This is a genomic window from Catenuloplanes nepalensis, assembly GCF_030811575.1.
Lineage (GTDB): Bacteria > Actinomycetota > Actinomycetes > Mycobacteriales > Micromonosporaceae > Catenuloplanes > Catenuloplanes nepalensis.
Genome location: NZ_JAUSRA010000001.1, coordinates 619163 through 645676, shown reverse-complemented (window position 1 = coordinate 645676; position 26514 = coordinate 619163). Strand labels below are relative to the sequence as shown.

The following is a 26514-nucleotide window of genomic DNA, read 5'->3' as shown; positions in this document are numbered from 1 at the left end:
TGGGGGTGGGCACCACGCCGGTACCGGCACAGGGCTAGCCTGAGGTATGTGACACGCCGCGCGAAAATCGTCTGCACTCTCGGCCCCGCGACCTCGTCCCCGGAACGCATCCGGGGCCTCGTGGAGGCCGGCATGGATGTGGCCCGGCTGAACTTCAGCCACGGTGACCACTCCGACCACGAGCAGGTCTACCACCTGGTGCGGGAGGCCGCGAAGGCCTCGGGCCGCGCCGTCGCCGTCCTGGCCGACCTGCAGGGCCCGAAGATCCGGCTCGGCCGGTTCGAGAACGGCCCGCACGAGTGGCGCACCGGGGACTCCGTGATCATCACCGGCGATGACATCATCGGCTCGGCCACCCGCGTCTCGTGCACCTATCGCAAGCTTCCGCAGGAGGTCAAGGTCGGCGACCGCCTTCTGATCGACGACGGCAGGGTCGCCGTCGAGGTCACCAACGTGGAGGACAACGACATCCACGTCCTCGTCGTCGAGGGCGGCAAGGTCTCGAACAACAAGGGCGTCTCGCTGCCCAACGTGGCGGTCAGCGTGCCCGCGATGTCCGAGAAGGACGCCGAGGACCTGCGGTTCGCGCTGCGGATCGGCGCCGACCTGATCGCGCTGTCCTTCGTGCGTACGCCGGAGGACATCAAGCTGGTGCACGGCATCATGGACGAGGAGGGCATCCGCCGCCCCGTCCTGGCCAAGGTGGAGAAGCCGGAGGCGGTCACCCACCTGGAGGCGATCGTCGAGTCGTTCGACGGCGTCATGGTCGCTCGCGGTGATCTCGGCGTGGAGATGCCGCTCGACCAGGTGCCGCTCGTGCAGAAGAAGCTGGTGCAGCTCTGCCGGGAGAACGCGAAGCCGGTCATCGTGGCCACCCAGATGCTCGACTCCATGATCGAGAACTCGCGCCCCACCCGCGCCGAGACCTCCGACGTGGCGAACGCGGTGCTCGACGGCGCGGACGCGGTCATGCTCTCCGGCGAGACCAGCGTCGGCAAGTTCCCGGTCCTGACCGTCAGCACGATGGCCAAGATCATTGAGACCACCGAGTCCGGCGAGTTCGGCGTGCCACGTCTGCAGCACGACCCGCGCACGCACGGCGGCGCGCTGACCGTGGCCGCGTCCCAGATCGCGCGGAACATCGGCGCGAAGGCGCTGGTCGCGTTCTCGCAGACCGGTGACACCGTGCGCCGCCTGGCCCGCCTGCACTGCGAGCTGCCGCTGCTGGCGTTCACGCCGATCTCCGAAGTCCGTGACCAGCTGGCGCTCAGCTGGGGCGTGCAGACCTTCCAGACCGCGTTCGTGGAGCACACCGACGACATGTTCCGGCAGGTCGACGGCGCGCTGCTCGGCCTCGGCCAGTTCAAGCCCGGCGACTACGTGGTCGTGGTGGCCGGCACCCCGGCCGGCACGCCCGGCTCGACGAACACGCTGCGCGTGCACCAGCTCGGCACGCTGTCCGCGTGAGCGACTCCCCTGCCTCCGGGCAGGCCGCGGTGAACCAGCTGCTGGAGATGCTCGACCTCCAGCAGCTGGGCCCGTCCGCGTTCCGAGGCCACACACCGCAGGTCTCCCGGCAGCGCATCTTCGGCGGTCAGGTGGCCGCGCAGGCGCTGGTGGCGGCCGGGCGTACCGCGGAGACGGACCGCACCGTGCACTCGCTGCACGGATACTTCGTGCGGCCGGGCGATCCGGCCGTGCCGATCGAGTTCCGGGTGGAGAACATCCGGGACGGGCGGTCGTTCTCGGTGCGGCGCTCCGTCGCGTACCAGCATGACAAGGTCATTTTCTTCATGTCCGCCTCGTTCCACGTGGCCGAGGACGGGCTGGATCACCACGAGCCGTTCCCGGCCGGCATCCCGGCACCGGAGGACGTGCCGACCGTGGCCGAGCGGATGGCGCGCTACCCGGAGCGGCTGGCCGTGCTGGCCGCGTCCGGCCCGCACGCGATCGACGTGCGCCACCTGAGCGAGCCCGGCTGGGTGCCACCCGGCGACCGGCCGGCCAACGCGGAACCGCGGGCCTGGATGCGCATCGACGGGAAGCTGCCGGACGACCCGCTGATCCATGCGGCCGCACTGACCTACGCGTCGGACATGACGCTGCTGGACGCGGTGCTGGCCACGCACGGCGAGGTGTGGGGGCCGGGCGGCGTGGTGGGTGCGAGCCTGGACCACGCGCTCTGGCTGCACCGGCCGTTCCGGGCGGACGAGTGGTTCCTGTACGACTGCTCCAGCCCTTCGGCGTCCGGGGCGCGTGGGCTGGCGGACGGGCGGATGTTCACGGCGGATGGGCGTCTGATCGCGAGCGCGGTCCAGGAGGGTCTGCTGCGCCGCGTGGGCGGCTAGCGCTTCGACCGCTCCGGCCGCTCCGGCGCGGGATGCCGCGCGCGGTGTCGAGCCGGTGGGCCGCTCTCCACGCCAGTCGCCGGCTTCCGGCGGGACTTGCTCCACGCGGCCACCGGCTCGCGGCCAGCCGACTCCGCGCGGTTGTGGGTGTCCAGCCGGCTGATCTCCCCGCGGTTGCCGGCGTCCGGCCGGCTGACCTCCGCGGTTGCCGGCGTCCGGCCGGCTGACCTCCGCGGTTGCCGGTGTCCGGCCGGCTGGCCTCCGCACGGTTGCCGGCGTCCGGTGCCGTGCGCGTCACCGGACCGCAGCACGGGCCGGCCGTCGGACCGGCGTGCCGCGTCGGCGGCCGGAGCCCTCCCTGTGCCGGATTCCGGCGCGGTGTCCGCCACCGGCCCACAGCGTTGGGCCGGCGGCCGGTTCGGTGCGCCGGGTTTCGCGCCAGGTTGGGAAATGGCTCATTCCCGATGCGGATACTCTTCTTTTATGCGTCTGTCCGCACGGGTCGATTACGCGCTGCGCGCGGTCGCCGAACTCGCTCTCGCCGCCGCCGGCGCGGCGCCGGATCCCACGTCGCGGTCGCCGCGCCCGGGCAATCCGCTCACCGCCGAGCGCATCGCGCGGGCGCAGGAGATCCCGCCGAAGTTCCTGGAGAGCATTCTGCTGCAGCTGCGCCGCGGCGGCATCGTGCACGCCCAGCGCGGCCCCGAGGGCGGCTACTGGCTGGCCCGGCCGGCCGCGGAGATCTCCCTGGCGGACGTGATCCGGGTGATCGACGGCCCGCTCGCCAACGTCCGCGGGCAGCGCCCCGAGGACCTCGGCTACGCCGGTGCGGCCGTGGCGCTGCAGGAGGTCTGGATCGCGCTCCGGGCCAGCGAGCGGGAGATCCTGGAGCTGGTCACGCTCGCGGACATCGCCGCCGGCAAGCTGCCCGACCGGGTGCAGGAGCTGGCCGCGGACCCGCGCGCCTGGGTGTAGCCCTCTCACCTGCTGGACGGTGCTCGACCTCGCGACTAATCTCCACTAATCTGATCGACATTGTCTGGCAGATGGGTGGTGTGGGATGCGCAAGCTGGTCGTGCTGGCACTGGTCGGGTTCGCGGCGCAGCTCGTCGACGGTGCGCTCGGCATGGGATACGGCGTCACCTCCACCACGCTGCTGCTGGTGGCGGGCCTCAGCCCGGCGTCGGCGTCCGCGTCCGTGCACCTCGCCGAGATCGGCACCACGCTCGCCGCCGGCACCGCGCACTGGCGGTTCGGCAACGTCGACTGGCGCGTGGTGCGGCGCATCGCGCTGCCGGGCGCGCTCGGCGCGTTCCTCGGCGCGACCGTGCTCAGCCGACTCTCCACCGAGGCCGCCGAGCCGTGGATGGCCGGCATCCTGCTCGCGCTCGGCATCTACCTCCTGATCCGCTTCGCCCGCCCGATCGGCCGCGCGATCAACCGCTCCCCGCTGCGCAGCCGCTTCCTGGCCCCGCTCGGCCTGGTCGCCGGCTTCGTCGACGCCACCGGTGGCGGCGGCTGGGGCCCGGTCGCCACCCCGTCCCTGCTGGTCAGCGGCCGGATGGAGCCGCGCAAGGTGGTCGGCTCGGTGGACACGTCCGAGTTCGTCGTCGCGCTCGCCGCCAGCGTCGGCTTCCTGCTCGGCCTCGGCACGTCCGGCTTCGTCTGGGGCACGGTGCTGGCACTGCTCGTCGGCGGCCTGATCGCCGCCCCGATCGCGGCCTGGCTGGTCCGCATCGTCCCGGCCCAGCTGCTCGGCGCCGTGGTCGGCGGCATGATCGTGCTGACCAACTCGCGCACGCTGATGAAGTCCTTCGACATCACCGGCGGCGCGACCACCGCGGTCTACGCGCTGATCATCGCCGGCTGGCTGGTCGCGGCCACGCTGGCGGTCCGCGCGCTGCGCCGCGCCCGGCGAGCCGAGACGGCCTCGGCGGAGGCGCGGGAGCTCATCCCGGCCTGACGCCAGGCGCACCACCTGCCCCGGCACCGTCGCGCACCGATGCGGCCCGCCCGGCCAGGCATGCGATCACACGGGTGAGGACACCGAGCCGGATTCACAGGTACGGCGCCGGCCGAGGGGATGTCGCACCCCAACGTGCCCGCATCGTCGTTCACCACGCGCGGCGCAGGGCGCTCATGGAAGTCGGCGCGGAGCGTGGTCCGGCGCTGATGACACGCGGTACAGGGTCGCCCACACGAGTCGGCGCGGAGCGCAGCCGGCGCTCACGACGCCCCGGCGCAAGGCGCTCGCAGAAGCCGGCGCGGGGTTGCCAGCCCAGCGCTCACGACACGGCGCAAGGCGCTCGCAGGAACCGGCGCGGGACGCAGAGCGGGCAGGCGCTCAAGGCGGCGCGGCAGAGGGCGCAGGCGGATGCGGGGCGCCCACCGAGGCCGGCGCGAGTGCGCTCACAGAGGCCCGGTGCGGGCGTCGAGACCGGCCAGCGCGCGTTGCAGCAGCTCGGTGAGGGTGCCGCGGTCGGCCGGCGGCAGGGCGGCGAGGAGGGCATCCTGGGCCGCGGCGAGGCGGACGTCGAGCCGGGCGAGATGTTCGTAGCCGTCCTCGGTCAGCGTGATGATGTTGCGGCGGCGATCGGCCGGGTCGGGGTCGCGGCGGATGTGACCGCGGTCGGCCAGGGTGTTGAGCGTCGCCACCAGATCGCTGAGGTGGATGCCGCTGCGGCGGCCGAGCACGGCCTGACTGGCCGGGCCGCCGTCGGCGAGCGAGGCGAGCACCCGGTACTCGTACGGCTTGGTGTTCTCGGCGGCGAACTGCTCGGTGAGCAGCCGGTACCCGTGGATCGAGAGCTGGCCGATCATCCAGCTGGGCGTGCGGCGGAACCGCTCGCCACCCCAGGTCTGCGCGCTCGCGGGCATCTCGTTGCTCGCGGTCATTCCGTCGGCCATGGAGATCAGGATATTTCATTTGTGCTCCTAACGATGAGCCGATATCGTTCGTTCCTCTAACGTTAGACCCTCCAACGATCGGCGGCAGGATGCCTCACATCGCCTCGATGCACTACACCGACGCCGGCGAGGGCGGCCGGCCGGTGGTGCTGCTGCACGGCAATCCCACGTCGTCCCACATCTGGCGCCACGTGATTCCGCACCTCACCGGCCACGGCCGCGTGCTCGCACCGGACCTCATCGGCATGGGGCGGTCGGAGCGGCCGGAGCTGGCGTACCGGTTCGACGACCACGCCCGCCACCTGGAGGCCTGGTGCGACGCGCTCAGGCTGGACGACGTGACGTTCGTCGGGCACGACTGGGGTGGCGCGCTCGCGCTCGACCTCGCCGCGCGACATCCCGGACGGGTCGCGGGCGTCGCCCTGGTCGAGACGTTCCTGCGGCCGATGACCTGGGACATCTACGCTCCGGCCGCGGTGGAGCTGTTCCAGCGGTTGCGCACTCCGGGCGAGGGCGAGCGCATGGTGCTGGACGAGAACTGGTTCATCGAGACGTCGCTGCGCCTGACCATCCCGGACCTCAGCGACGAGGACCTCGCGGTCTACCGGGCGCCGTTTCCGGATCGTGAGTCACGCCGGCCGCTGCTGCAGTGGCCCCGGGAGATACCGATCGACGGCGAGCCCGCCGACGTGCACACACGCATGGTGGCGTTTGGCGAGTGGATGGCGACCACGCCGGAGGTGCCGAAGCTGCTGATGCTGATCGAGCCGTCGACCGGGCTGGTGCAGCCCGCGACCGAGCGATGGGCGCGGGAGACCATCGCCGCGCTGGAGGTGGAGAGCATCGGCAAGGCCGGTCACCAGGCCCCGGAGCAGCAGCCCGACGCGATCGGCCGCGCGGTCTCGGCCTGGCTGGACCGCCATGGCCTCTAATCGCCGACGACCTCCAAGGCCAATTCGACCAGCGGGGGTACGGATGGGTGCGTCACCGGCTCGGGCCAGGCCAGCACGACCGTGACCGGCGGCGCGTCCATCAGCGGGACGTAGGCGACGTCCGGGTTCGGGTAGACGGCGACGGTCGCCTCGGTGCTCACGCCGACCGCCCGGCCGGCCGCGATCGTGATCAGCCAGTCGTCGGTGTTGCCCACGTCGACCACCCGGGCCGGGCCGGCGCCGGCCGGCCACAGTCCACGGGTGGTGCTGCCGGTGATCGGGTTCATCGCGACCGGTTCCGCGGCCAGGTCGGCCAGGCTCAGTTCCGGGCGCGCGGCGAGCGGGCTGTCCGTCGGCACCACCGCGAAGCGGTGCTCGGTCAGCAGGTGCGCGATCCGCAGCGTGGTCAGTGTGTCCGGCGGCGGGTCACGCAGGATCGCCACGTCGCTCCGGCCGCGCAGTACGCCGGCGGCCCGGTCGTCGTCGATGCGCAGCAGTTCCAGGGGCACGTCCGGGTGCGCCCGCCCCCAGCGGCGCAGCAGCGCGGTGGTGTGCACGCCGAGCGCTGACCAGGCGTGACCGAGCCGCAGCGGCCAGCTGCCGGCCTGGGCCGGGTCGAGCGTGGCGTCGACGGCCGCGACCGCCGCCTCGGCGCGCTGGCGATACGTCTCCCCTGCCGCGGTCAGCCGCAGATGGTGGGTGGACCGGTCGACGAGCCGCACGCCGAGGTGCTGCTCCAACTGCCGGAGCGTGCGGGAGAGCGCAGGCTGGGTGACGTGTAGCTGTGCCGCGGCCCGGGTCACGTTCCCCTCGGCCGCGATCGCCAGGAACGCACGCAGGTGCCGCAGGTCCGCGGTCATAACTGGAGAGCATAACCGCCGCCCGTTCGGCATTTCCGCCGCGTTTCGGCACCGCATAGCGTGGTCTCACGTGATTACGGACGTTCTCGCATCCGAGACTGCCACCGCGCCCAGCTCGCCCGCCCCCCAAAGACGCGGTGGCCGGCGCGGCGATCTGGGCGCGGTGGTTCTGGTGCTCGGCGCGGCCGTCTCCGTCCAGTTCGGCACCGGCATCGCCGCGCTGCTCTTCCCGCAGGCCGGCGCGGCGGGCATGGTGGGACTGCGGCTCGGCTTCGCGGCCGTGCTGATGCTCGCGCTCTGCCGCCCTCGGCTGCGCGGCCACTCGCGGGCCGACTGGCTCGCCGTGCTCGGGCTCGGCGTCGTCTTCGCGACCATGAACTCGGTCTTCTACCAGGCGATCGACCGGATCCCGCTCGGCCCGGCGGTCACGCTCGAGGTGCTCGGCCCGCTCGCCCTCTCGATCGCCATCGCCCGTCGCCGCAGCACCTGGCTATGGGCGCTGCTCGCGCTGACCGGCGTGGCCCTGCTCGGCGCCGGCGGCGTCGACCGCCTGAACGCGCCCGGCGTGCTGCTGGCGCTGGCCGCGGGCGCGCTGTGGGCGGCCTACATCCTGCTCAGCGCGTCCGTCGGCACCCGCTTCCCGCGCGCCGACGGGCTGGCGCTCGCCCTCGGCATCGCCGCGCTGCTGACGCTGCCGGTCGGCGCGATCACCGCCGGCCCCGCGCTGCTCGACCCGGTCGTGCTCGGCCTCGGCTTCGCGGTGGCGCTGCTCAGCTCGGTGCTCCCCTACACGTTCGAGATGTCCGCGCTCCGCCGCCTGCCGTCCTCGACGTTCGCGGTCATGATGAGCCTCGGCCCCGCTCTCGCCTGCCTCGCCGGTTTCCTGGTCCTCGGCCAGTCCCTGAACTGGCTGGAGGCGCTGGCGGTCCTCCTGGTGATCACGGCCAGCGCGGGCGCGGTCCGCACCGGCCGCACCGACCACTCAGCAGCCTGACGATCCGACCAGCGCACCGGACGGCGGGCGAGATCGAGACCACAGGGGGCACGATCATCGCCGACGCCTCGAGACGTGATGCGCCGCAACACGAGACTCGCAGCCGAATCCGGGCCGGAAACACAACCCGCCGACGCCTCACCACAGGATCTGCGGCCGAACGCCGGGCCCGGTGTCGCCCGACGCCCGGCCCTACGACGCGCGACACCGGGCACGAGAAGGCCGCGAAAGCCACCAGGACCGCCAACGCGCGACGCGCGGCCGACGAAACCACCGCTGGAAGTGGTCGTCACCGGGCAAAGGATCATTGAGCGATACGTGGGGGAGCTCCGGAACCGAAGTTGATCTACCCCAGGTATCACTCAATGATCCCTTCGCCCCCGATACGGCCAGTCGGCCTCGTCCCGCAGGCGACATCGGATGAAATTTCGGGCCCGGGGTGCCCGATCACCCCGCACGGACGTCGCCGCATGCGGTTTGACTTCGGCCATGCCGGATCCGGCAGAGCGAAACGCCGGTAGAGCTGCCCGCGCCCGGTCGCGCAGGACGGAACGCCGGACCGGCACCGCGGAAGACACGCCCGCCGGACCGGCCACCGCGAAACACACGCCCCCCCCGACCGGCCACCGCGAAAGACACGCCCCCGGACCGGCCACCGCGAAACACACGCCCCCCGACCGGCCACCGCGAAACACACGCCCCCCGACCGGCACCGCGAAACACACGCCCCCGGACCGGCCACTGCGGGGGGCGCGCCCAGCGGATCGGGCGGCAGTCCCGGCGAGGGTGTCGGTTCTTGAGCGGGTGATGCGGCTCGGGGGGGGGTGGGGTTGGCCGCGCCGGGTCCGGCAGGGAGGAGCGCCAGCGACGACCGGTGCCCGCGGGAGCATGCCCAGAGTGGCCACGCCGGAAGCGGGAATATGGGGTGGAAAGGGCGTCAGCCCGCTTTGGGGGTCTTGACCGAGCGGAGCTTGCGGCCCACCTGACCCTCGCCCAGGTCCGGGACCGCGCCGAAGCGGCCGGAGAGGTAGGCGGTCGGCAGGTCCTCGTGGCGGCCGGGCTGGGCGGCGGTGAGGGGGAAGATGTCGCTGCACCCGATCTTGTCTTTTTCGACGAGCCAGACCTGGCCGGGTTCGAGCAACCGCTTGCCGCTGGGGGTGCTGAGCACGCTGACGTCGTGCGCGGTGAAGAGGAGTTGCGCGTCGTTCGTGTTGACCTCGGGGTCCTGGAAGAGGCGGACGACCTCGGCGGCGAAGCGCGGGTGCAGGCTGGAGTCGAGTTCGTCGACGAGCAGGACCGCGCCCTCGTCGAGCGCGAGCAGCATCGGGCCGAGCATGGCGAACCAGCTGCGGGTGCCGAAGGACTCGCTTTCCCACGGCATCGGGTACGCGGTACCGTCCGCCCCGGTGTGGATCAGCTGGACGTCGGTGACGGTGCGGCCGGCGACGCGGGTCTCGACCGGCTCGACGCCCTCGATGCCGAGGTCGGCCGCGCGCAGCAGCGCCTCGATCCGGTCCCGCTGCGGGCCGAGGACGGCCTGCCGGGTGAACTCCTCGCGCTGGTAGCGCTCGTCCTCCGGGGTGAGGAACCAGAGGTTGCGTTCGAACCAGTAGAAGACCGGTGCCAGCTCGGGGTGGTTGTTCGTGGCGGCGACCGTGAGGAACAGCGCGTTCGGCCGGGTCATCTTGACCATTGCGGCGCGGTCCTTGAGCCGGTCGCCGGGGAATTCGAAAGGCTGCCGGCGGGACGCGTCGCGGTCGAACCAGACCTGGCGGCGGCCGCGCGGATAGGCGTGCAGCCATTCGGCGACGACGCGGTCCGGGCCGAGCTCGAATCCGTACGTGTATCGAATGCCGTCGTTGACGAAGTCCAGCTCGTAGAGCGACGTCTCACGTTCGGCGACGGGGTCGAGCGCGAACAGCTCTCGGGGCACGCCGCGCTGGGTGGCCCACTGATAGTACGAGTCGAGCACGGCGGTGCGCATCTCGACGAGGCCCTTGAGGAGATTGGACTTGCCGGACGCGTTCGGACCGAAGATGCCGATCAGCGGGTAGACGTCCATGCTGCGGCCGCCGGCCACCGGGACCTGACGTGAGGCGTGGGCGGTCTTGCCGGTCGGGACGGCGAATGCCAGCTCCCGCTCTTCGCGGAAGGACCGGACATTGGCGACCCGGAACTTCAGCAGCATCTGATCTCCTCAGCCGCGATCAGCGTTGCCCGCCCTCTGGTTTCTGATTCGCTGTCAAAGGCAGCCGTAAGCGTGGCGTGCTTGTGGCAGCACCCAAAGATGATGCCAGCACGGAAAGAAATCAACAAGATCATTCGCGTTTTGGTGACGTGACGCCGCATAAATGTCACGGAATGCTGAAGCCGCACCCCGAAACGAGTAACGGAGTGCGGCTTCACATGAAAAATCAGACGGACAGCGAGTTCGCCGTGGAGCCGACCGGCGCGGGCAACTCGCCCGGTGCGCCGAGATAGCTGTGCACGGCCGCGGCGGCCGCCCGGCCCTCCGCGATCGCCCAGACGATCAGCGACGCGCCGCGGTGCATGTCACCCGCGACGAAGACGCCGTCGGCCGCGGTCTGCCAGCCGTCGTTCGCGTCGATCGCGCCGCGCCGGTTGCGCTCGATGCCGAACTGCTCCAGCAGCGGCTGCCGCTCGGTGCCCTCGAAGCCGATCGCCAGCAGCACCAGGTCGGCCGGGAGTTCGCGCTCCGAGCCGGGCTTGATCGTGAGGATGCGGCGCCCGTCCACCTTGGTCACCTCGACCTCGGCGATCCGCACGCCCTTGACCTGACCGGTGCCGTCGTCGACGAATTCCTGGACCGCGACCGCGAACTCGCGGACGCCGCCCTCCTCGTGCGCCGGGTAGTTGCGCAGCACGTAGGGCCAGGTCGGCCACGGGTCCCGGATGCCGGCGCGCGTGGCCGGCGGCTCCGGGTAGATGTCCAGCTGGTAGACCGCTGCCGCGCCCTGCCGGTGCGCGACGCCGAGGCAGTCCGCCGCGGTGTCACCACCGCCGATGATCACGACCGATTTTCCGGCCGCATCGATGGGCGCGGTCTCCTGGAGGCCGGCCACCACGCGGTTCGCCGGGACCAGGTGCTCCATGGCGAGGTGGACGCCGCGCAGGTCGCGGCCCGGCGTCTCCGGGGTGTCGCGGCCGGTGAGCGCGCCGGCCGCGAGCACGACCGCGTCATAGTCGCGCTTCACGTCCGCAGCTGAAAGATCAACACCCACGTTCACGCCGGTACGGAACACGACGCCCTCGGCCTCCATCTGGGCCATCCGGCGGTCGATGTGCGACTTCTCCAGCTTGAAGTCCGGGATGCCGTACCGCAGCAGGCCGCCGATCCGGTCGTCGCGCTCCAGCACGGTCACGTCGTGCCCGGCGCGGGCCAGCTGCTGCGCCGCGGCCAGGCCGGCCGGGCCGGAGCCGACCACCGCGACCCGCTTGCCGGACTTGGCGACCGGCACCTGCGGCGTCACGTAGCCGAGCGCGAACGCCCGGTTGATGATCTCGACCTCGACCTGCTTGATCGTGACCGGGTCATCCGCGATGCCGAGCACGCACGCGCCCTCGCACGGCGCCGGGCACAGCCGCCCGGTGAACTCCGGGAAGTTGTTCGTGGCGTGCAGCGACTCGATCGCGGAGGCCCAGTTCCCGGTCCGGACCAGGTCGTTCCAGTCCGGGATCCGGTTGCCGAGCGGGCAGCCCTCGTGGCAGAACGGGATGCCGCAGTCCATGCAGCGGGTGGCCTGCTCCTGGATGAGCCGGTCACCCGCCTCCGGGTAGACCTCGCGGTAGTCCATCAGCCGCACCGGCACCGGGCGGCGGGCCGGAAGCTCCCGCCCGTAGCGCAGGAAACCGTTCGGGTCAGGCACGTGCGACCTCCATGACCGCCTCGTCGACGTTTCGGCCGGCGGCTTCGGCGGCACGGATCGTTTCGATCACTCGCTTGTAGTCACGCGGCACCACCGCGACGAACTCCTCGACCGCGTCGGACCAGCGCTTCAGCAGGTCCTCCGCGACCGCGGAGCCGGTCTCGGTGAAGTGCCGCCGGACCAGGCCGTGCAGCGTGGCCTGCTCGGAGTCGGACAGCGTGGACAGCTCCACCAGCTCCGGATTGATCCGGCGCTTGTCCGGGCGCCACAGGAACGCGGTGCCGCCGGACATGCCGGCCGCGAAGTTGCGGCCGTGCTTGCCGAGCACCACCACGGTGCCTCCGGTCATGTACTCGCAGCCGTGGTCGCCGATGCCCTCGACGATCGCGGTCGCGCCGGAGTTACGGACCGCGAACCGCTCGCCGGCCCGGCCGCGGATGAACAGCTCACCCTGGGTCGCGCCGTAGAGGATGGTGTTGCCCGCGATGATCTGGTCCTCCGCCGTGAACGGCGCGGACGCGTGCGGGCGGATGATCACCCGGCCGCCGGAGAGGCCCTTGGCGACGTAGTCGTTCGCGTCGCCGAAGATCCGCAGCGTCACGCCGCGCGGCACGAACGCGCCGAACGACTGGCCGGCGGTGCCGTGCAGCGTCACGTCGATGGTGTCGTCCGGCAGGCCCGCGCCGCCGAAGCGCCGCGCCACCTCGCCGCCGAGCATCGCGCCGACGCTGCGGTGGTCGTTGCGGATCCGCACGTCGATGCTGACCGGCGTCTTGTCGTCCAGCGCCGGCTTCGCGAGCGCGATCAGCTCGTTGTCCAGCGCGTGCTCCAGGCCGTGGTCCTGGTCGCGGACCTTGACCCGGGCAGCGCCCTCGTCCAGCTTCGGGACGCCGAGCACGGCGCGCAGGTCCAGGCCGCGGGCCTTCCAGTGGTCGACCGCCGGGACCAGGTCGAGCGACTCCGCGTGCCCGATCGCCTCCTGGAGCGTGCGGAAGCCCAGCTCGGCCAGGTATTCACGCACCTCCTCCGCGATGAACAGGAAGAAGTTCTCGACGAACTCGGGCTTGCCGGTGAAGCGCTCGCGCAGCACCGGGTTCTGCGTGGCGATGCCGACCGGGCAGGTGTCCAGGTGACAGACGCGCATCATGATGCAGCCGGAGACGATCAGCGGCGCCGTGGCGAAGCCGAACTCCTCCGCGCCGAGCAGCGCGGCCACGATCACGTCGCGGCCGGTCTTGAGCTGGCCGTCGACCTGCACCGTGATCCGGTCGCGGAGCTTGTTGAGCAGCAGCGTCTGCTGCGTCTCGGCCAGGCCCAGCTCCCACGGCGTACCCGCGTGCTTGAGGCTGTTCATCGGGGAGGCGCCGGTGCCGCCGTCGTGGCCGGAGATCAGCACGACGTCGGCCTTCAGCTTCGCCACACCGGCCGCGACCGTGCCGACGCCGGATTCGGAGACCAGCTTCACGTGGACGCGGGACGCCGGGTTGACGTTCTTCAGGTCGTGGACCAGCTGCGCCAGGTCCTCGATCGAGTAGATGTCGTGGTGCGGCGGCGGCGAGATCAGGCCGACGCCCGGCGTGGCGTGCCGGGTCTTGGCCACCCACGGGTAGACCTTGTAGCCGGGCAGCTGGCCGCCCTCGCCGGGCTTCGCGCCCTGCGCCATCTTGATCTGGATGTCGTCCGCGTTGACCAGGTATTCCGTCGTCACGCCGAACCGGCCGGACGCGACCTGCTTCACCGACGAGCGGCGGGCCGGGTCGTAGAGGCGCTCGACGTCCTCGCCGCCCTCGCCGGTGTTCGACTTGCCACCGAGGTTGTTCATCGCGATCGCGAGCGTCTCGTGCGACTCCGCGGAGATCGAGCCGTACGACATGGCGCCGGTGGCGAACCGCTTGACGATCTCACTCGCCGGCTCGACCTCGTCCAGCGGGATCGGCGTGCTCTTCCTGAACGTGAAGAGCCCGCGCAGGTGACCGCCCTCGGCCGCCAGCGCGTCGACCTTCGCGGTGTAGCGGCGGAACACGTCGTACTGCTTGGAGCGGGTGGCGTGCTGGAGCAGGAACACCGTCTCCGGGTTGAAGAGGTGCATCTCGCCCTCGCGGCGCCACTGGTACTCGCCGCCGACCTCGAGCGCGCGGTGCGTGCGCTCGGCCGGGTTCACCGGGTAGGCCTTCGCGTGCCGGACCGCGATTTCCGCGTGGATCTCGCCGAGGCCGGCGCCGCCGATCTTCCCGGGCGTGCCCGCGAAGTAGCGCTCGATCAGCCGCCGGTCCAGGCCGACCGCCTCGAAGACCTGGGCGCCACAGTACGACGACACCGTCGAGATGCCCATCTTGGACATGATCTTCTGGACGCCCTTGCCGAGCGCCTTCACGTAGTTGCGGACCGCCTTGCCCGGCTCCACACCGGACAGCGCGCCCGTGGCGATCAGGTCCTCGACCGACTCGAACGCCAGGTACGGGTTGATCGCCGCGGCGCCGAAGCCGATCAGCGCGGCCGCGTGGTGCACCTCGCGCGCGTCGCCGGTCTCCACCACCAGCGCCACCCGGGTCCGCGTCTGCTCGCGCACCAGGTGCTGGTGCACCGCGGCCGTGAGCAGCAGCGACGGGATCGGCGCCAGGTCGGCGTTGGAGTCCCGGTCGGACAGCACCAGGATCCGCACGCCGTCCTCGATCGCCTCGGAGACGTGCCGGCAGATCTGGATCAGCCGGGCCCGGATGCCCGCGGCGCCGTCGCGCAGCGGGTAGAGGCCGGAGACCCGGACCGCCTTGAAGCCGGGCAGGTCACCGTCCTCGTCAATCGAGAGGATCTTGGCGAGCTCGTCGTTGTCGATGATCGGGTAGGGCAGCACGATCTGCCGGCAGGACGCCGGGCCCGGGTCGAGCAGATTGCCCTCCGGCCCGATCGTCGTCTGCAGGCTGGTGACCAGCTCCTCCCGGATCGCGTCCAGCGGCGGGTTCGTCACCTGCGCGAACAGCTGGTGGAAGTAGTCGTAGAGCAGCCGCGGCCGCTTCGACAGCGGGGAGATCGGCGTGTCCGTGCCCATCGAGCCGAGCGGCTCCGCACCGGCCTTCGCCATCGGGCCGATGAGGATCTTCAGCTCCTCCTCGGTGTAGCCGAACGTCTGCTGACGCCGCTGCACCGAGTCGTGCGTGTAGACGATGTGCTCGCGGGCCGGCAGGTCCTCCAGGTTGATCAGGCCGGCGTGCAGCCACTCGTCGTACGGCTGCGCCGCGGCCAGCTCCGCCTTGATCTCGTCGTCCTCGGCGATCTTCCCGGCCACGGTGTCGACCAGGAACATCCTCCCGGGCTGCAGCCGGCCCTTGGCCACCACGGTCGCCGGGTCCAGGTCCAGCACGCCGGCCTCCGAACCGACCACGACCAGGCCGTCCTCGGTCCGCCACCAGCGGCCCGGGCGCAGCCCATTGCGGTCCAGCACCGCGCCGACCACGGAACCATCGGTGAAGGCCACGGCGGCCGGGCCGTCCCACGGCTCCATCAGGCTGGAGTGGAAGCGGTAGAAGGAACGCTTCGCCGGATCCATGTCCGGGTCGTTCTCCCACGCCTCCGGGATCATCATCAGCACCGCGTGCGGGATGCTGCGGCCCGACAGGTGCAGCAACTCCAGCACCGCGTCGAAGTTCGCGGAGTCGGACGCGTCCGGCGGGCAGACCGGGAACAGCCGCTTGATGGTGCCGGGCAGGTTCCTCGACTGCAGCGCCGCCTCGCGGGCCGCCATCCAGTTCTTGTTGCCCCGGATCGTGTTGATCTCGCCGTTGTGGGCGATCAGCCGGTACGGGTGGGCCAGCGGCCACGACGGGAACGTGTTCGTCGAGAAGCGGGAGTGCACCAGCGAGATCGCGCTGGTCACCCGCTCGTCGGAGAGGTCGGGGAAGAACACCGGCAGCTGGTCCGGCGTGAGCATCCCCTTGTACACGAACGTGCGCGAGGACAGCGACGGGAAGTAGGCCGGGATGCCCCGCTCGGCCGTCTCCCGCTCGGCCTGCTTGCGCACGCAGAACGCGACCCGCTCCAGGTCGAGCCCGGACAGCGGGGTGCCGGCCGGGATGCCGTCCCGGGAGGCGAGCTGCTCGGCCGCGATGAACACCTGTCGGATCAGCGGCCGGGCCGCCTCCGCGGACGCGCCGAGGTCGTCGTTGACCACCGGAACGTCGCGCCAGCCCAGCACGTCCGCGCCCTCGACGAGCGCGTACTTCTCGAAGATCCGCGTCGCGCGGGCCGCGTCGGCCTCGTCGCGCGGGAGGAAGACCAGACCGGTCGCGTACTGCCCGGCGGGCGGCAGCGCGAAGCCGGCGACCGCGCGGAAGAACTCGTCCGGGACCTGGATCATGATCCCGGCGCCGTCGCCGGTGTTCGTCTCGGCGCCGCGTGCGCCGCGGTGGTCAAGGCGGATCAGTGCCGAGACACCCTTGGCGACCACGTCGTGTGAACGACGGCCGTGCAGATCCGCGACGAACGCGAACCCGCAGGCGTCATGCTCGAACGACGGGTCGTACATGAGGCCGTCCGTTGCGGGGAAATCGCCCGTGAGGGCGGCGCCGGCAACGGGGAGATGAACTCCCTGAGGGTGCGAAAAAGCCACCGGGCCTCCTGTCGTCGCTCGCTGGTTGAAGATGTGGGACGACGTCGGCCCTGTGCAGAGTCTCTAGAGTCTACGTGAGTGAACGCCGATTCCCACCAATACAGATAGATCACACGTCCACGATCTGAGACATGTAGGATCCCTCGATGCCTCAGGTCGATGCCGCCCTCTTCGCCCGCCTGGAACGCTTCTACGACGGGGTGCCGCGATTCGCCGCGCGCGTCGAAGATTTTGGCGCATTGGTGCTCTTCATTGGCAGTAACGACGCCTACCCGCTTTATGCACGGCCCGCATTGGAGGCCGGTAAAACGCCGTCAGCCGCAGACATTACCGCCGTGCGGCAGCGACAGCGGGACATCGGCGCGCCGGAGGCGTTCGAGTGGGTGCACGAGACCAGCCCGGAACTGCTGGCCGTGGCGCGCTCGGCCGGGCTGGGCGTGCTGGAGGCGCCGCTGATGGTGCTCGACCCGGACGCGATGCCCGCGATCACCGATGACGAATTCGTTTCGGTGCGGTTAATGGCGCCGGGCGACCCGTCGTTCGCACACGACGTCGCGATCCGCGGCGCGGTCGCGGGAATCTCGTTCACTCACGCGGGCACCGCGACCGGCTCGGCGGGCGCGTCCGCGCGGGACGCGGCGCTGACCCCGCCGAGCCCGGGATCGCTGGCGCTGCACCGGCTCCGGGCCGAGGAGGGACGCGCGGCCTCCGCGCTGGCGGAGGTGAAGAATCCCACTGACCCTGAAGTCAGCGGGGTGGTGGGCAGCGGCATGTACCAGCGGGACGGTGACGTCGCGGAGATCGTCGGCGTGGCCACGCTGCCGGCCGCGCGCCGCCGGGGCGTGGCCCGCGCGCTCACGGCCGTGCTGGCCCGGCACGCGCTCGACTCCGGCGCGGACCTGGTCTTCCTCTCGGCCGCGTCGGACGACGTCGCGACCATGTACGCCCGGCTCGGCTTCCGTCGCGTGGGCACCGCCTGCATCGCGGAGCCGTCGATCACCACGCCGTAGCCGGAAGATCAAGATCCTGAAGGTCATTTCCCGCTTCCGGCGGAGGCTCAGGGTTCACTCCGTTGTAGGGGTGGGGGCCGGGGCGGTAGCCGGGGAGTGCTCCCGCGGGCAACGGTCGGCCGCGGGCGGCCTCCCTGCGAGCCGGGTGGATGGTCACCACAACCCCCTGACCATGATCGGGGGCCGGCGGAAGGTGGGCGGGTTCCGGTCGCCGGGCGGTCGGGATCAGTACCCGACGATGTTGCGGCCGGCCGGCAGCGGGCTTCCGGCCGGCAGGAACATCGTCGGCCTCTGATCAGACCGGTGGGCGCCACTCGCCGGCGGTGGTGGCGACGCTGCCGAGCAGGCGGGGGGTGATCGTGCCGAGTGCGGCGTCGCGGGCGCGCAGGGCCAGGCGGCCGCGGGCCTGGATCACCGCGGACATCCGGCGGGTCTGCCGCACGATCGTCGCGGTGCGCGGCCGGCGGGCCCGGCTGTACTGCTCGATCGCGGTGGTCAGCGTGCGCCCCGGCACCGCCTCCGCCATCACCGAACGCAGCGTGGCCGCGTCCTCGAACGCCAGGCACGCGCCCTGCCCGAGGTGGTGCGGCATCGCGTGCGCGGCGTCGCCGAGCAGCACCACGCCGCCTGGGCCGGAGCCGAACCCGTACTGCCGGGGCAGCGGGCGCAGCTCCCGTACCTCCTGCTGGATCAGGTCCCCCGGCTCGGTTGCCGCGAGCAGCTCGCCGATCGGCGCGTGCCAGTCGGCCAGCCACCGGCGCAGCAGCTGCAGCTGGACCGCGGGCGACTCCGGCCGGGGCGCGCCGGCCGCGGTCGCCACCCAGTAGATGCCGCCCCGGCTGGACCCGCCGGCCGAGCCACGCTCGCCGAGCGAGACCGCCACGAACCGGTAGCCCGCGCCGAGCGTCTCGCCGTTCGGCGACATGTCGTCGGGCAGGCGCGGTGCGCGGTACCACGGGATGACCGCGCGCCATGCGGCGCAGCCGGAGCTGACCACGGACGCCTCCGGCGCCAGGGCCTTGCGCAGCACGCTGTCGATGCCGTCCGCGGCCACGATCAGGTCGGCCTCGTAGCGCTGCCGCCCGTGCCCGATCGACGGTCGGTCGCCGGCGTGCAGCCGCTCAGCGTCTCCCGCGTGCAGCCGCACCGTGTCGATCGGCACGCCGGTGCGGATCTCCACGCCGTCGCCGAGCCCGGCGATCAGCGCGTCGTGCAGGTCCTCGCGGTGCACCACGATCGGCGGCTGCGCGTCCGGGCCGGGCTGGCGCGGCTGGACCAGCCACTGCCCGTCCGGCCGCCGCACCCCACGGTCGCGCAGCGGCGTGGCGATCGCGTGCAGGCCGTCGCCGAGGCCGAGCGAGCGCAGCGCGCGCACGCCGTTCGGCCAGAGGATCAGCGCGGCCCGGTCCACCGGGACACGATCACCCCGCTCCAGGACGGTGACCTGCCAGCCGGATCGCGCGAGGGCGCCCGCCGCGGCGAGACCGCCGATCCCCGCACCCACCACGATCGCCGTGCGCATCACAGGTAACCTCCCGCCGTGGGGCCTTACTTCTTCTCGTCGCCGCCGGGCGCGGCGGAGGCCGCGTCGGCGTCCCGCTGCGTCTCGACCGCGTCCTGCTGCGTGCCGACCGCGTCGTGCTGCGTCTCGACCGCGTCCTGCCGTGTCTCGGCCGCGGCCGGCACCGGTGGTTCGCCCGGTGCGGGGATGACGCCGGTGTCCCGGTACGCCTCGAACTGTTCCTCGGTCACCACGTGGTAGCTGGACGGCATGACCGCCTTGGCCTTCTCCGGTGTGGTCTCGCCGTCGACCGGCGCGGTCCCGGCCGGCGGCACGGTCTCCGGCAGCACCGGGATGAGGAACTCGCGCGGGCCGCGGGCACGCAGGAAGTAGATCAGCGCGCCGGCGAACACGATCACCGAGGTGAACACGTTGAGCCGGACGCCGAAGAACTCGGTCGCCTGGTCGGTCCGCATCATCTCGATCCAGAACCGGCCGAGCGTGTAACCCATCGCGTACAGCGCGAACGCCCGGCCGCGGCCGAACTTGAACCGCCGGTCCAGCGCGAGCACCACGCCCGCGACGCCGAGGTTCCAGATCAGTTCGTAGAGGAACGTCGGGTGGTAGAGGCCGGGCTCCAGGATCGGGTTGCCGTCGCCGTCCAGGATCGCGCGGCCCGGGTTCTCGTCGTCCATCTTGTGGATCTCCAGGCCCCAGGGCAGCGTGGTCAGGCCGCCGTAGAGCTCGTTGTTCCACCAGTTGCCGAGCCGGCCGATCGCCTGCGCCACCGGCAGGCCGGGCGCGACCGCGTCCGCGAGCACGGTCAGCGGGACACCGTACTGCCGGCAGGCGAACCAGGCGCCGAGCGCGCCGCCCAGGATGGCGCCCCAGATGCCGAGGCCGCCCTCCCACACGTAGAGCGCCCTGATCGGTTCGCCGCCCTCGCCGAAGTAGGCCTGGGGGGACGTGATGACGTGGTAGACGCGGGCGCCGATGATGCCGGCCGGCACCGCCCAGACCGCGATGTCCAGCGTCACCCACGGCGCGGCGCCACGGCGGCGCAGACGGTGCTCCGTGATGAGCACGGCGGCGACGATGCCGGCGACGATGCAGAGTGCGTATGCCCGGATCGGGAAGCCCGCGACGTGCCAGACCGCGACGCTGGGGCTCGGGATAGCGGCTTGAACGGCTTGAATCACGGTTGCACACGCTACCGTTGCGCCGCACTGTCGCGTAGCCCTGGGTGATGCCAAGAAAACAAGATCAGAACCCTGCGGGGGTACGGCGTGCGCCGTACCCCCGCAGGGTTCTGATCTTCAGCGCTGGGCGGAGCGGGAGCCCTTGGCCAGGTCGGCGCCGAGTTCGCGCAGTGCGGCCAGGCCGGCCTCGCGGTCCGGGGCCTCCAGCACGCGGCGGATGAGCGCGCTGCCCACGATGACCGCGTCCGCGTATCCGCCGACCTCGGCCGCCTGGGCGCCGTCACGCACGCCGAGGCCGACGCCGACCGGGATCTCCGGGTCGATCGCCCGGATGCGCGCGACCAGGTCCGGCGCCTCCGAGGAGACCGCGTCGCGGGCGCCCGTGACGCCCATCAGCGCGGTCGCGTAGACCCAGCCGCGGCAGTGCCTCAGCGTCATCGCGATCCGCGCGTCCGTCGACGACGGCGAGACCAGGAACGTGCGATCCAGCCGGTACGCGTCGGACGCGGCCAGCCACTCGCCGGCCTCGTCCGGGATCAGGTCCGGCGTGATCATGCCGGTCGCACCGGCGGCGGCGAGGTCGCGGGCGAACGCGTCCACGCCGTACCGCTCGACCGGGTTCCAGTAGGTCATCAGCGCCACCGGCGCGCCGGTCTCCGCGACCGCCTCGATGATCCGGAACGTGTCCCGGGTCCGCACGCCGTTCGCGAGCGCGATGTCGCTGGCCTTCTGGATCACCGGCCCGTCCATCACCGGATCGGAGTAGGGCAGCTCGACCTCGATCACGTCGATGCCGGACTCCACCATCGCGATCATCGACGCGATGCTCTCGCCGACCGTGGGGAAACCGGCCGGCATGCAACCGACGATCAGCGGCCGGCCCTCCGCGCGGGCCTTCTCGAACGCGCCGCCGAGGCTCACAGGTTCTCCTCCGGGACGATCGTCTCGTTCTCGTCGAGGATGCCGAAGTACGCACCCGCGGTGTGCACGTCCTTGTCGCCGCGCCCGGACAGGTTGACGATCACGAGCGGCTCGCGGCCGAGCTCCTCGCGCAGCGCCGGGATGATCTTGGCGGCGCCCGCGAGCGCGTGCGCGCTCTCGATCGCCGGGATGATCCCCTCGGTGCGGCAGAGCAGCTGGAACGCGTCCATCGCCTCCCGGTCGGTGACCGGCGTGTAGGACGCGCGCCCGGTGTCGTGCAGCCAGGAGTGCTCCGGGCCGACGCCCGGGTAGTCCAGCCCGGCCGAGATCGAGTGCGACTCGACGGTCTGCCCGTCGGCGTCCTGGAGGATGTAGGTCCGGGCGCCGTGCAGCACGCCGGTCGAGCCGCCGGTGATCGACGCCGCGTGCCGCCCGGTCTCCAGACCGTCGCCACCGGCCTCGAAGCCGTGGAGCCGGACCCCTTCGTCCGGGACGAAGGCGTGGAAGATGCCGATCGCGTTCGACCCGCCGCCCACGCACGCGGCGACCGCGTCCGGCAGGCCACCGGTCAGCGCCAGGCACTGCGCCCGAGCCTCGGTGCCGATGCCGCCGACGAAGTCGCGGACGATCTCCGGGAACGGCGCCGGCCCGGCCGCGGTGCCGAGCAGGTAGTGCGTGGTCTGCACGCTGGCCACCCAGTCGCGCAGCGCCTCGTTGAGCGCGTCCTTGAGCGTGCGCGAGCCGTTCGTGACCGGCACGACCGTGGCGCCGAGCATGCGCATGCGGGCCACGTTCAGCGCCTGCCGCTCGGTGTCGACCTCGCCCATGTAGACCACGCACTCGAGGTCGAGCAGCGCGGCCGCGGTGGCCGAGGCGACGCCGTGCTGGCCGGCCCCGGTCTCCGCGATCACCCGCCGCTTGCCCATCCGCTTCGCGAGCAGCGCCTGGCCGAGCACGTTGCGCACCTTGTGCGCGCCGGTGTGGTTCAGGTCCTCGCGCTTGAGCAGGATGCGCGCGCCGAGCCTGTCGGACAGCCGGGTCGCGGAGTAGAGCAGTGACGGCGTGCCCGCGTAGTCGCGGAGCAGGCCGCCGAGCTCCTCCTGGAACGCCGGGTCGGCCTTCGCCGACCGGTACGCCGCGTCCAGCTCGTCCAGCGCCGCGACCAGCGCCTCCGGCACGAAACGGCCGCCGAAGCGCCCGAAGTGACCGGCCAGGTCGGGCAGGGCCGGGGCGGTCATCGGGCCGGCCTCGGGGTCGCCGGGTGGTTGCCGGCGTTGACCAGCGCGGCCACCGCGTCCCGCGGGCTGCTCTGGGTGACCAGGCCCTCGCCGACCAGCACGGCGTCGGCACCGGCCGACGCGTACCGGATCAGGTCGTGCGGTCCGCGCACGCCCGACTCGGCGATCTTGACGACCTCGTTCGGCAGGCCGGGCGCGATCCGCTCGAAGACGGTCCGGTCGACCTCGAGCGTGCGCAGGTTGCGCGCGTTCACGCCGATCACCTTCGCGCCGGCTTCCAGCGCGCGGTCCGTCTCGTCCTCGTCGTGCACCTCGACCAGCGCGGTCATGCCCAGCGACTCGATCCGCTCCAGCAGGCCGACCAGCGCGTTCTGCTCCAGCGCCGCCACGATCAGCAGCACCAGGTCGGCGCCGTGCGCGCGCGCCTCGTGCACCTGATAGCTGGAGACCACGAAGTCCTTGCGCAGGATCGGCACGTCCACGGCCGCGCGCACGGAGTCGAGGTCGGCCAGCGAGCCGCCGAACCAGCGACCCTCGGTCAGCACGCTGATCACCCGGGCACCGCCCGCGGCGTAGTCGCTCGCCAGCACCGCCGGATCGGGGATCTCCGCGAGCGGGCCCTTCGACGGGGACGCGCGCTTGACCTCGGCGATCACGCCGACACCGGGCTTGCGCAGTGCGGCGTACGCGTCGATCGGCGGCGCCACCTCGGCGCACATCTCTCTCAGACGCTCCAGCGGCACCTGCTGCTGACGGGTCTCGACGTCCTCGCGCACACCGGCCAGGATCTCGTCGAGCACGCTGCCGCCACCGTTGTTCGCATTACCATGCTCAGCTGTCACCAAGGACTCCCCTCTCCGGGTGTCATGGGCCGATGCTAGGTCTCGCCGCACCGCAGGCCATGTCCGGGGTATGGCGCGCCTCACCGTATGGGCTCCGGCATAATGCCGGACCGGTCGTGAGTGCCGGGTGACGGTCGGTGCCCGGTTTCGCCCCGGGCATCGGATTTACCAGCATCATCGTCGCCACCAGCGCAGGCAGTGATCACTTTGCGTGAGGCCGGTCGTCAGTCCTACGGTCATCGACCGGAAACACGTCTCGGGCAGCATGGGAGCCGGGCACACTTGTCCCGGACGTCCCTGGCGTCCGCCAGCCGAACAGATCCACCGTGTGGGGTTAGCCGATGACTTCCGAACGCGCCAACGGACTCGTCCACATGACACGCACCGTGTGTTCCGTCGCCGCCGACCTCGCGCAGAACGTGGAGCGGGCCGTCGTCGGACCGGCCCGGGTGCGCACCGCCACCGGCAACGCGTGGGAGGCGGTCCTCGCGGACCGCGCCCGCGCCAGCCAGCGCGACGAGGCGCGCCGCCACCTCGCCACCCTCGCCGCCACCCGCCGCTGACAACCGTGATCGAGGCGTCCCCCACGTCGTTCTGACGACGCGAGGACGCCCTGATCACGGAAGCGGGGTGGTTTTGATCTGCCCGGCCACCCCGCCGGCCGGTGCCCGCGGGAGCACTCCCCCGGCTACCGCCCCGGCCCTCACCCCTACAACGGAGTGAACTCTGAGCCTCCGCCGGAAGCGGGAAAACGGCTTTCCAGAACTTGATCTTCGCCCTTGATCTACTCGTCCGTCGGATCCTCGCCGCGGTCCAGGGCGTCCCAGGCCTGACGGGTGCCGCGCGGGGCGTTGACCGCCGGGGGCGGCTCGTCGCCGACGGGGGCGGGGCGCTCGTAGCGCGCGCCGAGCGACGGCCAGTCCGCGCCGCGGGCCGCCGTCCAACCGCCCGCCACCGCCACCGCCACGCCGCCGAGCAGCGTCAGCGCGGGCCAGAGACCGGCGCCCAGCTGGGTCGCGGCACCGATTCCGATCGCCAGGCCGAGCACGGCCAGCAGGCCGCCGATCGCGCGCCGGACCGGGCCGCGCGTGGCGATCAGCGCGCCCGCACCGGCCAGCGACACCACCGCCAGCGGCTGCAGCCAGACCAGCAGATCGGAGCCGGTGCGTTCGGTGCTCGACGGCGGCAGCGGCGCGGCCCGCTCGGTCACCTCCACCAGCCAGACCCGGGTCACCGCGTAGAGCGCCAGGCCGGCGCCGGCCGCGCACAGCAGCAGCGCGAGCGTGAACGCCCGCCGCGCGCCGGTACGCCCGGCCGCCGTGCCCGGATCGGTCACGGCCGGACCGCTGGTCATCGAGCCGGCCGGAGCGTCTCGGCGGCGGCGATCGCGGCGAGCACGGCCGCGGCCTTGTTCCGCGTCTCCTGCTCCTCCGCGGCCGGATCGGAGTCCGCCACGATGCCCGCGCCCGCGCCCACGTAGGCGTGGCCGTCGCGGAGCAGCGCGGTCCGGATCGCGATCGCCATGTCCATGTCGCCGCCGAAGCCGAAGTAGCCGACCGTGCCGCCGTAGAGACCGCGACGGGTCGGCTCCAGGCTCTCGATGATCTCCATCGCCCGGACCTTCGGCGCGCCGGAGAGCGTGCCGGCCGGGAACGTGGCGGCCAGCGCGTCGAACGCGGTGCGGTCCTCGGTCAGTTCGCCGGTCACCGTGCTGACGATGTGCATGACGTGGCTGTACCGCTCGATCGTGGCGAACTCCGGCACCTGCACCGTGCCGGGCCGGCACACCCGGCCCAGGTCGTTGCGGCCCAGGTCGACCAGCATCACGTGCTCGGCGCGCTCCTTCGGGTCGGCCAGCAGCTCCGCGGCCAGAGCGGCGTCCTCGGCCGGGGTGGCGCCGCGCGGACGCGTACCCGCGATGGGGTGCAGCATGGCCCTTCGGCCGTCGACCTTGAGGTGTGCCTCCGGGGAGGAGCCCACGATGTCGAAGTCGTCGAAGCGCAGCAGGTACATGTACGGGCTCGGGTTCGTGGTCCGCAGCACCCGGTAGACGTCCAGCGGATCCGCGCTGGTCGGGCGCTCGAACCGCTGCGCGACCACGATCTGGAAGCACTCGCCGTCCCGGATCGCCTCCTTCGCGATCTCCACGGCCTTGGGGTAGCCGCCGTCCGGCGTCCGGCTGCGCGGCTCCGTCTTCTTGATCTTTTCGACCGTCGACACCATCGGCGGCGTCGGTCGGGACAGCGCGGTGGTCATCGAGTCCAGCCGGCCGATCGCGTGGTGATAGGCCGCGGTGACCTCGGCGTCGTCCGCCTCCGCGGCCACGATCGCGTTCGCCACCAGCGTCGCCGAGCCCTCATAGTGGTCCAGCACCACCAGGTCCGTCGCCAGCATCATGCCGACCTCCGGCAGCCGCAGGTCGTTCTCCGCCTGCTCCGGCAGCCGCTCGATCCGCCGGATCACGTCGTACGCCAGGTAGCCGACCATGCCGCCGGTCAGCGGCGGGCCGTCGTCGTTGCCGCCGTGCAGCGCCTCGACCGTGGCGCGCAGCACGTCGATCGGCTCGCCGGTCACCGGCACACCGGCCGGGGGCGTGCCGAGCCACTCCGCGCGGCCGTCCCGCTCGGTCAGCGTGGCGGCGCTGCGCACGCCGATGAACGAGTAGCGCGACCAGGCGGTGCCGGCCGAGGCCGCACCCTGCTCCGCCGACTCCAGCAGGAACGTGCCGGGGCCGCCGGCCAGCTTGCGGTAGACGCCCACCGGCGTCTCCGCGTCCGCCAGAAGCTTCCTGGTCACGGGCACGACCCGGTGCTTGCGGACCTGCTCGCGGAACGAGCTCTCGTCGGGGTGGACCGCACCGGTGGTCATGCCCGGACCCCCTGCTCGACCGGCAGCTCGTCGCTGAAGCAGCTGTGCGTGCCGGTGTGGCAGGCCGGGCCGACCTGCTCCACCGTGAGCAGCAGCGCGTCGCCGTCGCAGTCCAGCGCGGCCGCCCGCACGTACTGCCGGTGGCCGGACGTCTCGCCCTTCACCCAGTACTCGTTGCGGCTGCGCGACCAGTAGGTGGCGTGCCCGGTGGCGAGCGTCCGCCGCAGCGCCTCGTCGTCCATCCAGGCCAGCATCAGCACCTCGCCGGTGCCGTGCTCACGCACCACGGCCGCGATCAGGCCGTCATCGGTCCGGCGCAGGCGCGCGGCGATGCCGGGGTCGAGCATGGGGGGTGCGGAATCAGTCGTGTCGGGCACAGCTCTCGATTCTCTCGCATCGCCCGG

The 26514-nt window shown here is 72.1% G+C and carries 21 protein-coding genes; 8 read left to right on the top strand and 13 right to left on the bottom strand.

The features are described from left to right. Positions 1 to 48: 48 nt before the first annotated feature. The 4 genes from pyk (at position 49) to J2S43_RS02745 (ending at position 4311) form a co-directional block, all read left to right on the top strand. On the top strand, positions 49 to 1467 hold the full coding sequence (gene pyk, locus J2S43_RS02760; protein ID WP_306826959.1) for a pyruvate kinase: 1419 nt from the start codon (positions 49 to 51) through the stop codon (positions 1465 to 1467). A gap of 47 nt (positions 1468 to 1514) precedes the next feature. Then, complete coding sequence (locus J2S43_RS02755; protein ID WP_306839165.1) at positions 1515 to 2348, top strand: acyl-CoA thioesterase; 834 nt, start codon at positions 1515 to 1517, stop codon at positions 2346 to 2348. Between the two features lie 483 nt (positions 2349 to 2831). Then, positions 2832 to 3323 carry an RrF2 family transcriptional regulator gene (locus J2S43_RS02750; RefSeq protein ID WP_306826958.1) on the top strand — a complete coding sequence of 164 codons (492 nt, stop codon included), beginning with the start codon at positions 2832 to 2834 and terminating at the stop codon, positions 3321 to 3323. A gap of 85 nt (positions 3324 to 3408) precedes the next feature. Next, complete coding sequence (locus J2S43_RS02745) at positions 3409 to 4311, top strand: sulfite exporter TauE/SafE family protein (RefSeq protein ID WP_306826957.1); 903 nt, start codon at positions 3409 to 3411, stop codon at positions 4309 to 4311. A 446-nt stretch (positions 4312 to 4757) separates the two neighbouring features. On the opposite strand, the gene J2S43_RS02740 is transcribed toward J2S43_RS02745, so the two are convergent. Continuing rightward, complete coding sequence (locus J2S43_RS02740; protein ID WP_306826956.1) at positions 4758 to 5255, bottom strand: MarR family winged helix-turn-helix transcriptional regulator; 498 nt, start codon at positions 5253 to 5255, stop codon at positions 4758 to 4760. 107 nt (positions 5256 to 5362) lie between these two features. Here J2S43_RS02740 and J2S43_RS02735 point away from each other — a divergent pair, with 107 nt between their 5' ends. Beyond that, positions 5363 to 6187 (top strand): haloalkane dehalogenase, encoded by an 825-nt coding sequence (locus J2S43_RS02735; protein ID WP_306826955.1) that lies wholly within the window; start codon positions 5363 to 5365, stop codon positions 6185 to 6187. On the opposite strand, the gene J2S43_RS02730 is transcribed toward J2S43_RS02735, so the two are convergent. Next, a complete protein-coding gene (locus tag J2S43_RS02730; protein ID WP_306826954.1) occupies positions 6184 to 7047 on the bottom strand; it encodes a LysR family transcriptional regulator in 864 nt (287 codons plus the stop codon). The two genes, J2S43_RS02735 and J2S43_RS02730, sit on opposite strands and share 4 nt — an antisense overlap. Positions 7048 to 7210: 163 nt before the next feature. Between J2S43_RS02730 and J2S43_RS02725 the strand changes: the two genes are divergently transcribed. Next, positions 7211 to 8041 carry an EamA family transporter gene (locus J2S43_RS02725; protein WP_306826953.1) on the top strand — a complete coding sequence of 277 codons (831 nt, stop codon included), beginning with the start codon at positions 7211 to 7213 and terminating at the stop codon, positions 8039 to 8041. Between the two features lie 937 nt (positions 8042 to 8978). Here the strand turns inward: J2S43_RS02725 and J2S43_RS02720 are convergent. The 3 genes from J2S43_RS02720 to gltB form a co-directional block, all read right to left on the bottom strand. Further along, positions 8979 to 10229 (bottom strand): AAA family ATPase, encoded by a 1251-nt coding sequence (locus J2S43_RS02720; protein WP_306826952.1) that lies wholly within the window; start codon positions 10227 to 10229, stop codon positions 8979 to 8981. 226 nt (positions 10230 to 10455) lie between these two features. Continuing rightward, positions 10456 to 11928, bottom strand: coding sequence for a glutamate synthase subunit beta (locus tag J2S43_RS02715; protein WP_306826951.1), 1473 nt, complete (start codon positions 11926 to 11928; stop codon positions 10456 to 10458). Continuing rightward, a complete protein-coding gene (gltB, locus tag J2S43_RS02710) occupies positions 11921 to 16447 on the bottom strand; it encodes a glutamate synthase large subunit (RefSeq protein ID WP_306826950.1) in 4527 nt (1508 codons plus the stop codon). Before gltB ends, J2S43_RS02715 begins: the two co-directional genes overlap by 8 nt. Positions 16448 to 16866: 419 nt before the next feature. Between gltB and J2S43_RS02705 the strand changes: the two genes are divergently transcribed. Continuing rightward, a complete protein-coding gene (locus tag J2S43_RS02705) occupies positions 16867 to 17541 on the top strand; it encodes a GNAT family N-acetyltransferase (RefSeq protein WP_306826949.1) in 675 nt (224 codons plus the stop codon). A 295-nt stretch (positions 17542 to 17836) separates the two neighbouring features. Here J2S43_RS02705 and J2S43_RS02700 read toward each other — a convergent pair whose 3' ends face one another. The 5 genes from J2S43_RS02700 to trpC form a co-directional block, all read right to left on the bottom strand. Then, positions 17837 to 19063: an FAD-dependent oxidoreductase gene (locus J2S43_RS02700; protein ID WP_306826948.1), complete on the bottom strand. Its 1227-nt coding sequence runs from the start codon at positions 19061 to 19063 to the stop codon at positions 17837 to 17839. A 26-nt stretch (positions 19064 to 19089) separates the two neighbouring features. Then, a complete protein-coding gene (gene lgt, locus J2S43_RS02695; protein ID WP_306826947.1) occupies positions 19090 to 20241 on the bottom strand; it encodes a prolipoprotein diacylglyceryl transferase in 1152 nt (383 codons plus the stop codon). Positions 20242 to 20358: 117 nt separating this feature from the next. Beyond that, on the bottom strand, positions 20359 to 21162 hold the full coding sequence (gene trpA / locus J2S43_RS02690; RefSeq protein WP_306826946.1) for a tryptophan synthase subunit alpha: 804 nt from the start codon (positions 21160 to 21162) through the stop codon (positions 20359 to 20361). After that, complete coding sequence (gene trpB / locus J2S43_RS02685) at positions 21159 to 22400, bottom strand: tryptophan synthase subunit beta (RefSeq protein ID WP_306826945.1); 1242 nt, start codon at positions 22398 to 22400, stop codon at positions 21159 to 21161. Before trpB ends, trpA begins: the two co-directional genes overlap by 4 nt. Further along, a complete protein-coding gene (trpC, locus tag J2S43_RS02680) occupies positions 22397 to 23200 on the bottom strand; it encodes an indole-3-glycerol phosphate synthase TrpC (RefSeq protein ID WP_306839164.1) in 804 nt (267 codons plus the stop codon). Before trpC ends, trpB begins: the two co-directional genes overlap by 4 nt. Positions 23201 to 23583: 383 nt before the next feature. Between trpC and J2S43_RS02675 the strand changes: the two genes are divergently transcribed. After that, positions 23584 to 23805 (top strand): hypothetical protein, encoded by a 222-nt coding sequence (locus J2S43_RS02675; RefSeq protein WP_306826944.1) that lies wholly within the window; start codon positions 23584 to 23586, stop codon positions 23803 to 23805. Positions 23806 to 24026: 221 nt separating this feature from the next. Here the strand turns inward: J2S43_RS02675 and J2S43_RS02670 are convergent, their stop codons facing one another. Genes J2S43_RS02670 through hisI form a run of 3 tightly spaced genes read right to left on the bottom strand, consistent with a single transcriptional unit; the run spans position 24027 to position 26457 of the window. Then, a complete protein-coding gene (locus J2S43_RS02670; protein WP_306826943.1) occupies positions 24027 to 24596 on the bottom strand; it encodes a Trp biosynthesis-associated membrane protein in 570 nt (189 codons plus the stop codon). Continuing rightward, positions 24593 to 26110, bottom strand: coding sequence for an anthranilate synthase component I (locus J2S43_RS02665; RefSeq protein ID WP_306826942.1), 1518 nt, complete (start codon positions 26108 to 26110; stop codon positions 24593 to 24595). The genes J2S43_RS02670 and J2S43_RS02665 overlap by 4 nt, the downstream gene beginning before the upstream one ends. Further along, positions 26107 to 26457: a phosphoribosyl-AMP cyclohydrolase gene (gene hisI / locus J2S43_RS02660; protein WP_306839162.1), complete on the bottom strand. Its 351-nt coding sequence runs from the start codon at positions 26455 to 26457 to the stop codon at positions 26107 to 26109. The genes J2S43_RS02665 and hisI overlap by 4 nt, the downstream gene beginning before the upstream one ends. Positions 26458 to 26514 lie beyond the last annotated feature (57 nt).

What these genes read in the sequence shown, in the direction of transcription:
- J2S43_RS02700 (WP_306826948.1), bottom strand. Translation starts at nt 19,063, where the DNA reads ATGCGCACGGCGATCGTGGTGGGTGCGGGGATCGGCGGTCTCGCCGCG.
- J2S43_RS02730 (WP_306826954.1), bottom strand. Translation starts at nt 7,047, where the DNA reads ATGACCGCGGACCTGCGGCACCTGCGTGCGTTCCTGGCGATCGCGGCC.
- J2S43_RS02740 (WP_306826956.1), bottom strand. Translation starts at nt 5,255, where the DNA reads ATGGCCGACGGAATGACCGCGAGCAACGAGATGCCCGCGAGCGCGCAG.
- J2S43_RS02665 (WP_306826942.1), bottom strand. Translation starts at nt 26,110, where the DNA reads ATGACCACCGGTGCGGTCCACCCCGACGAGAGCTCGTTCCGCGAGCAG.
- trpB (WP_306826945.1), bottom strand. Translation starts at nt 22,400, where the DNA reads ATGACCGCCCCGGCCCTGCCCGACCTGGCCGGTCACTTCGGGCGCTTC.
- J2S43_RS02735 (WP_306826955.1), top strand. Translation starts at nt 5,363, where the DNA reads ATGCACTACACCGACGCCGGCGAGGGCGGCCGGCCGGTGGTGCTGCTG.
- gltB (WP_306826950.1), bottom strand. Translation starts at nt 16,447, where the DNA reads ATGTACGACCCGTCGTTCGAGCATGACGCCTGCGGGTTCGCGTTCGTC.
- hisI (WP_306839162.1), bottom strand. Translation starts at nt 26,457, where the DNA reads ATGCTCGACCCCGGCATCGCCGCGCGCCTGCGCCGGACCGATGACGGC.
- J2S43_RS02670 (WP_306826943.1), bottom strand. Translation starts at nt 24,596, where the DNA reads ATGACCAGCGGTCCGGCCGTGACCGATCCGGGCACGGCGGCCGGGCGT.
- J2S43_RS02750 (WP_306826958.1), top strand. Translation starts at nt 2,832, where the DNA reads ATGCGTCTGTCCGCACGGGTCGATTACGCGCTGCGCGCGGTCGCCGAA.
- J2S43_RS02745 (WP_306826957.1), top strand. Translation starts at nt 3,409, where the DNA reads ATGCGCAAGCTGGTCGTGCTGGCACTGGTCGGGTTCGCGGCGCAGCTC.
- J2S43_RS02755 (WP_306839165.1), top strand. Translation starts at nt 1,515, where the DNA reads ATGCTCGACCTCCAGCAGCTGGGCCCGTCCGCGTTCCGAGGCCACACA.
- J2S43_RS02720 (WP_306826952.1), bottom strand. Translation starts at nt 10,229, where the DNA reads ATGCTGCTGAAGTTCCGGGTCGCCAATGTCCGGTCCTTCCGCGAAGAG.
- J2S43_RS02675 (WP_306826944.1), top strand. Translation starts at nt 23,584, where the DNA reads ATGACTTCCGAACGCGCCAACGGACTCGTCCACATGACACGCACCGTG.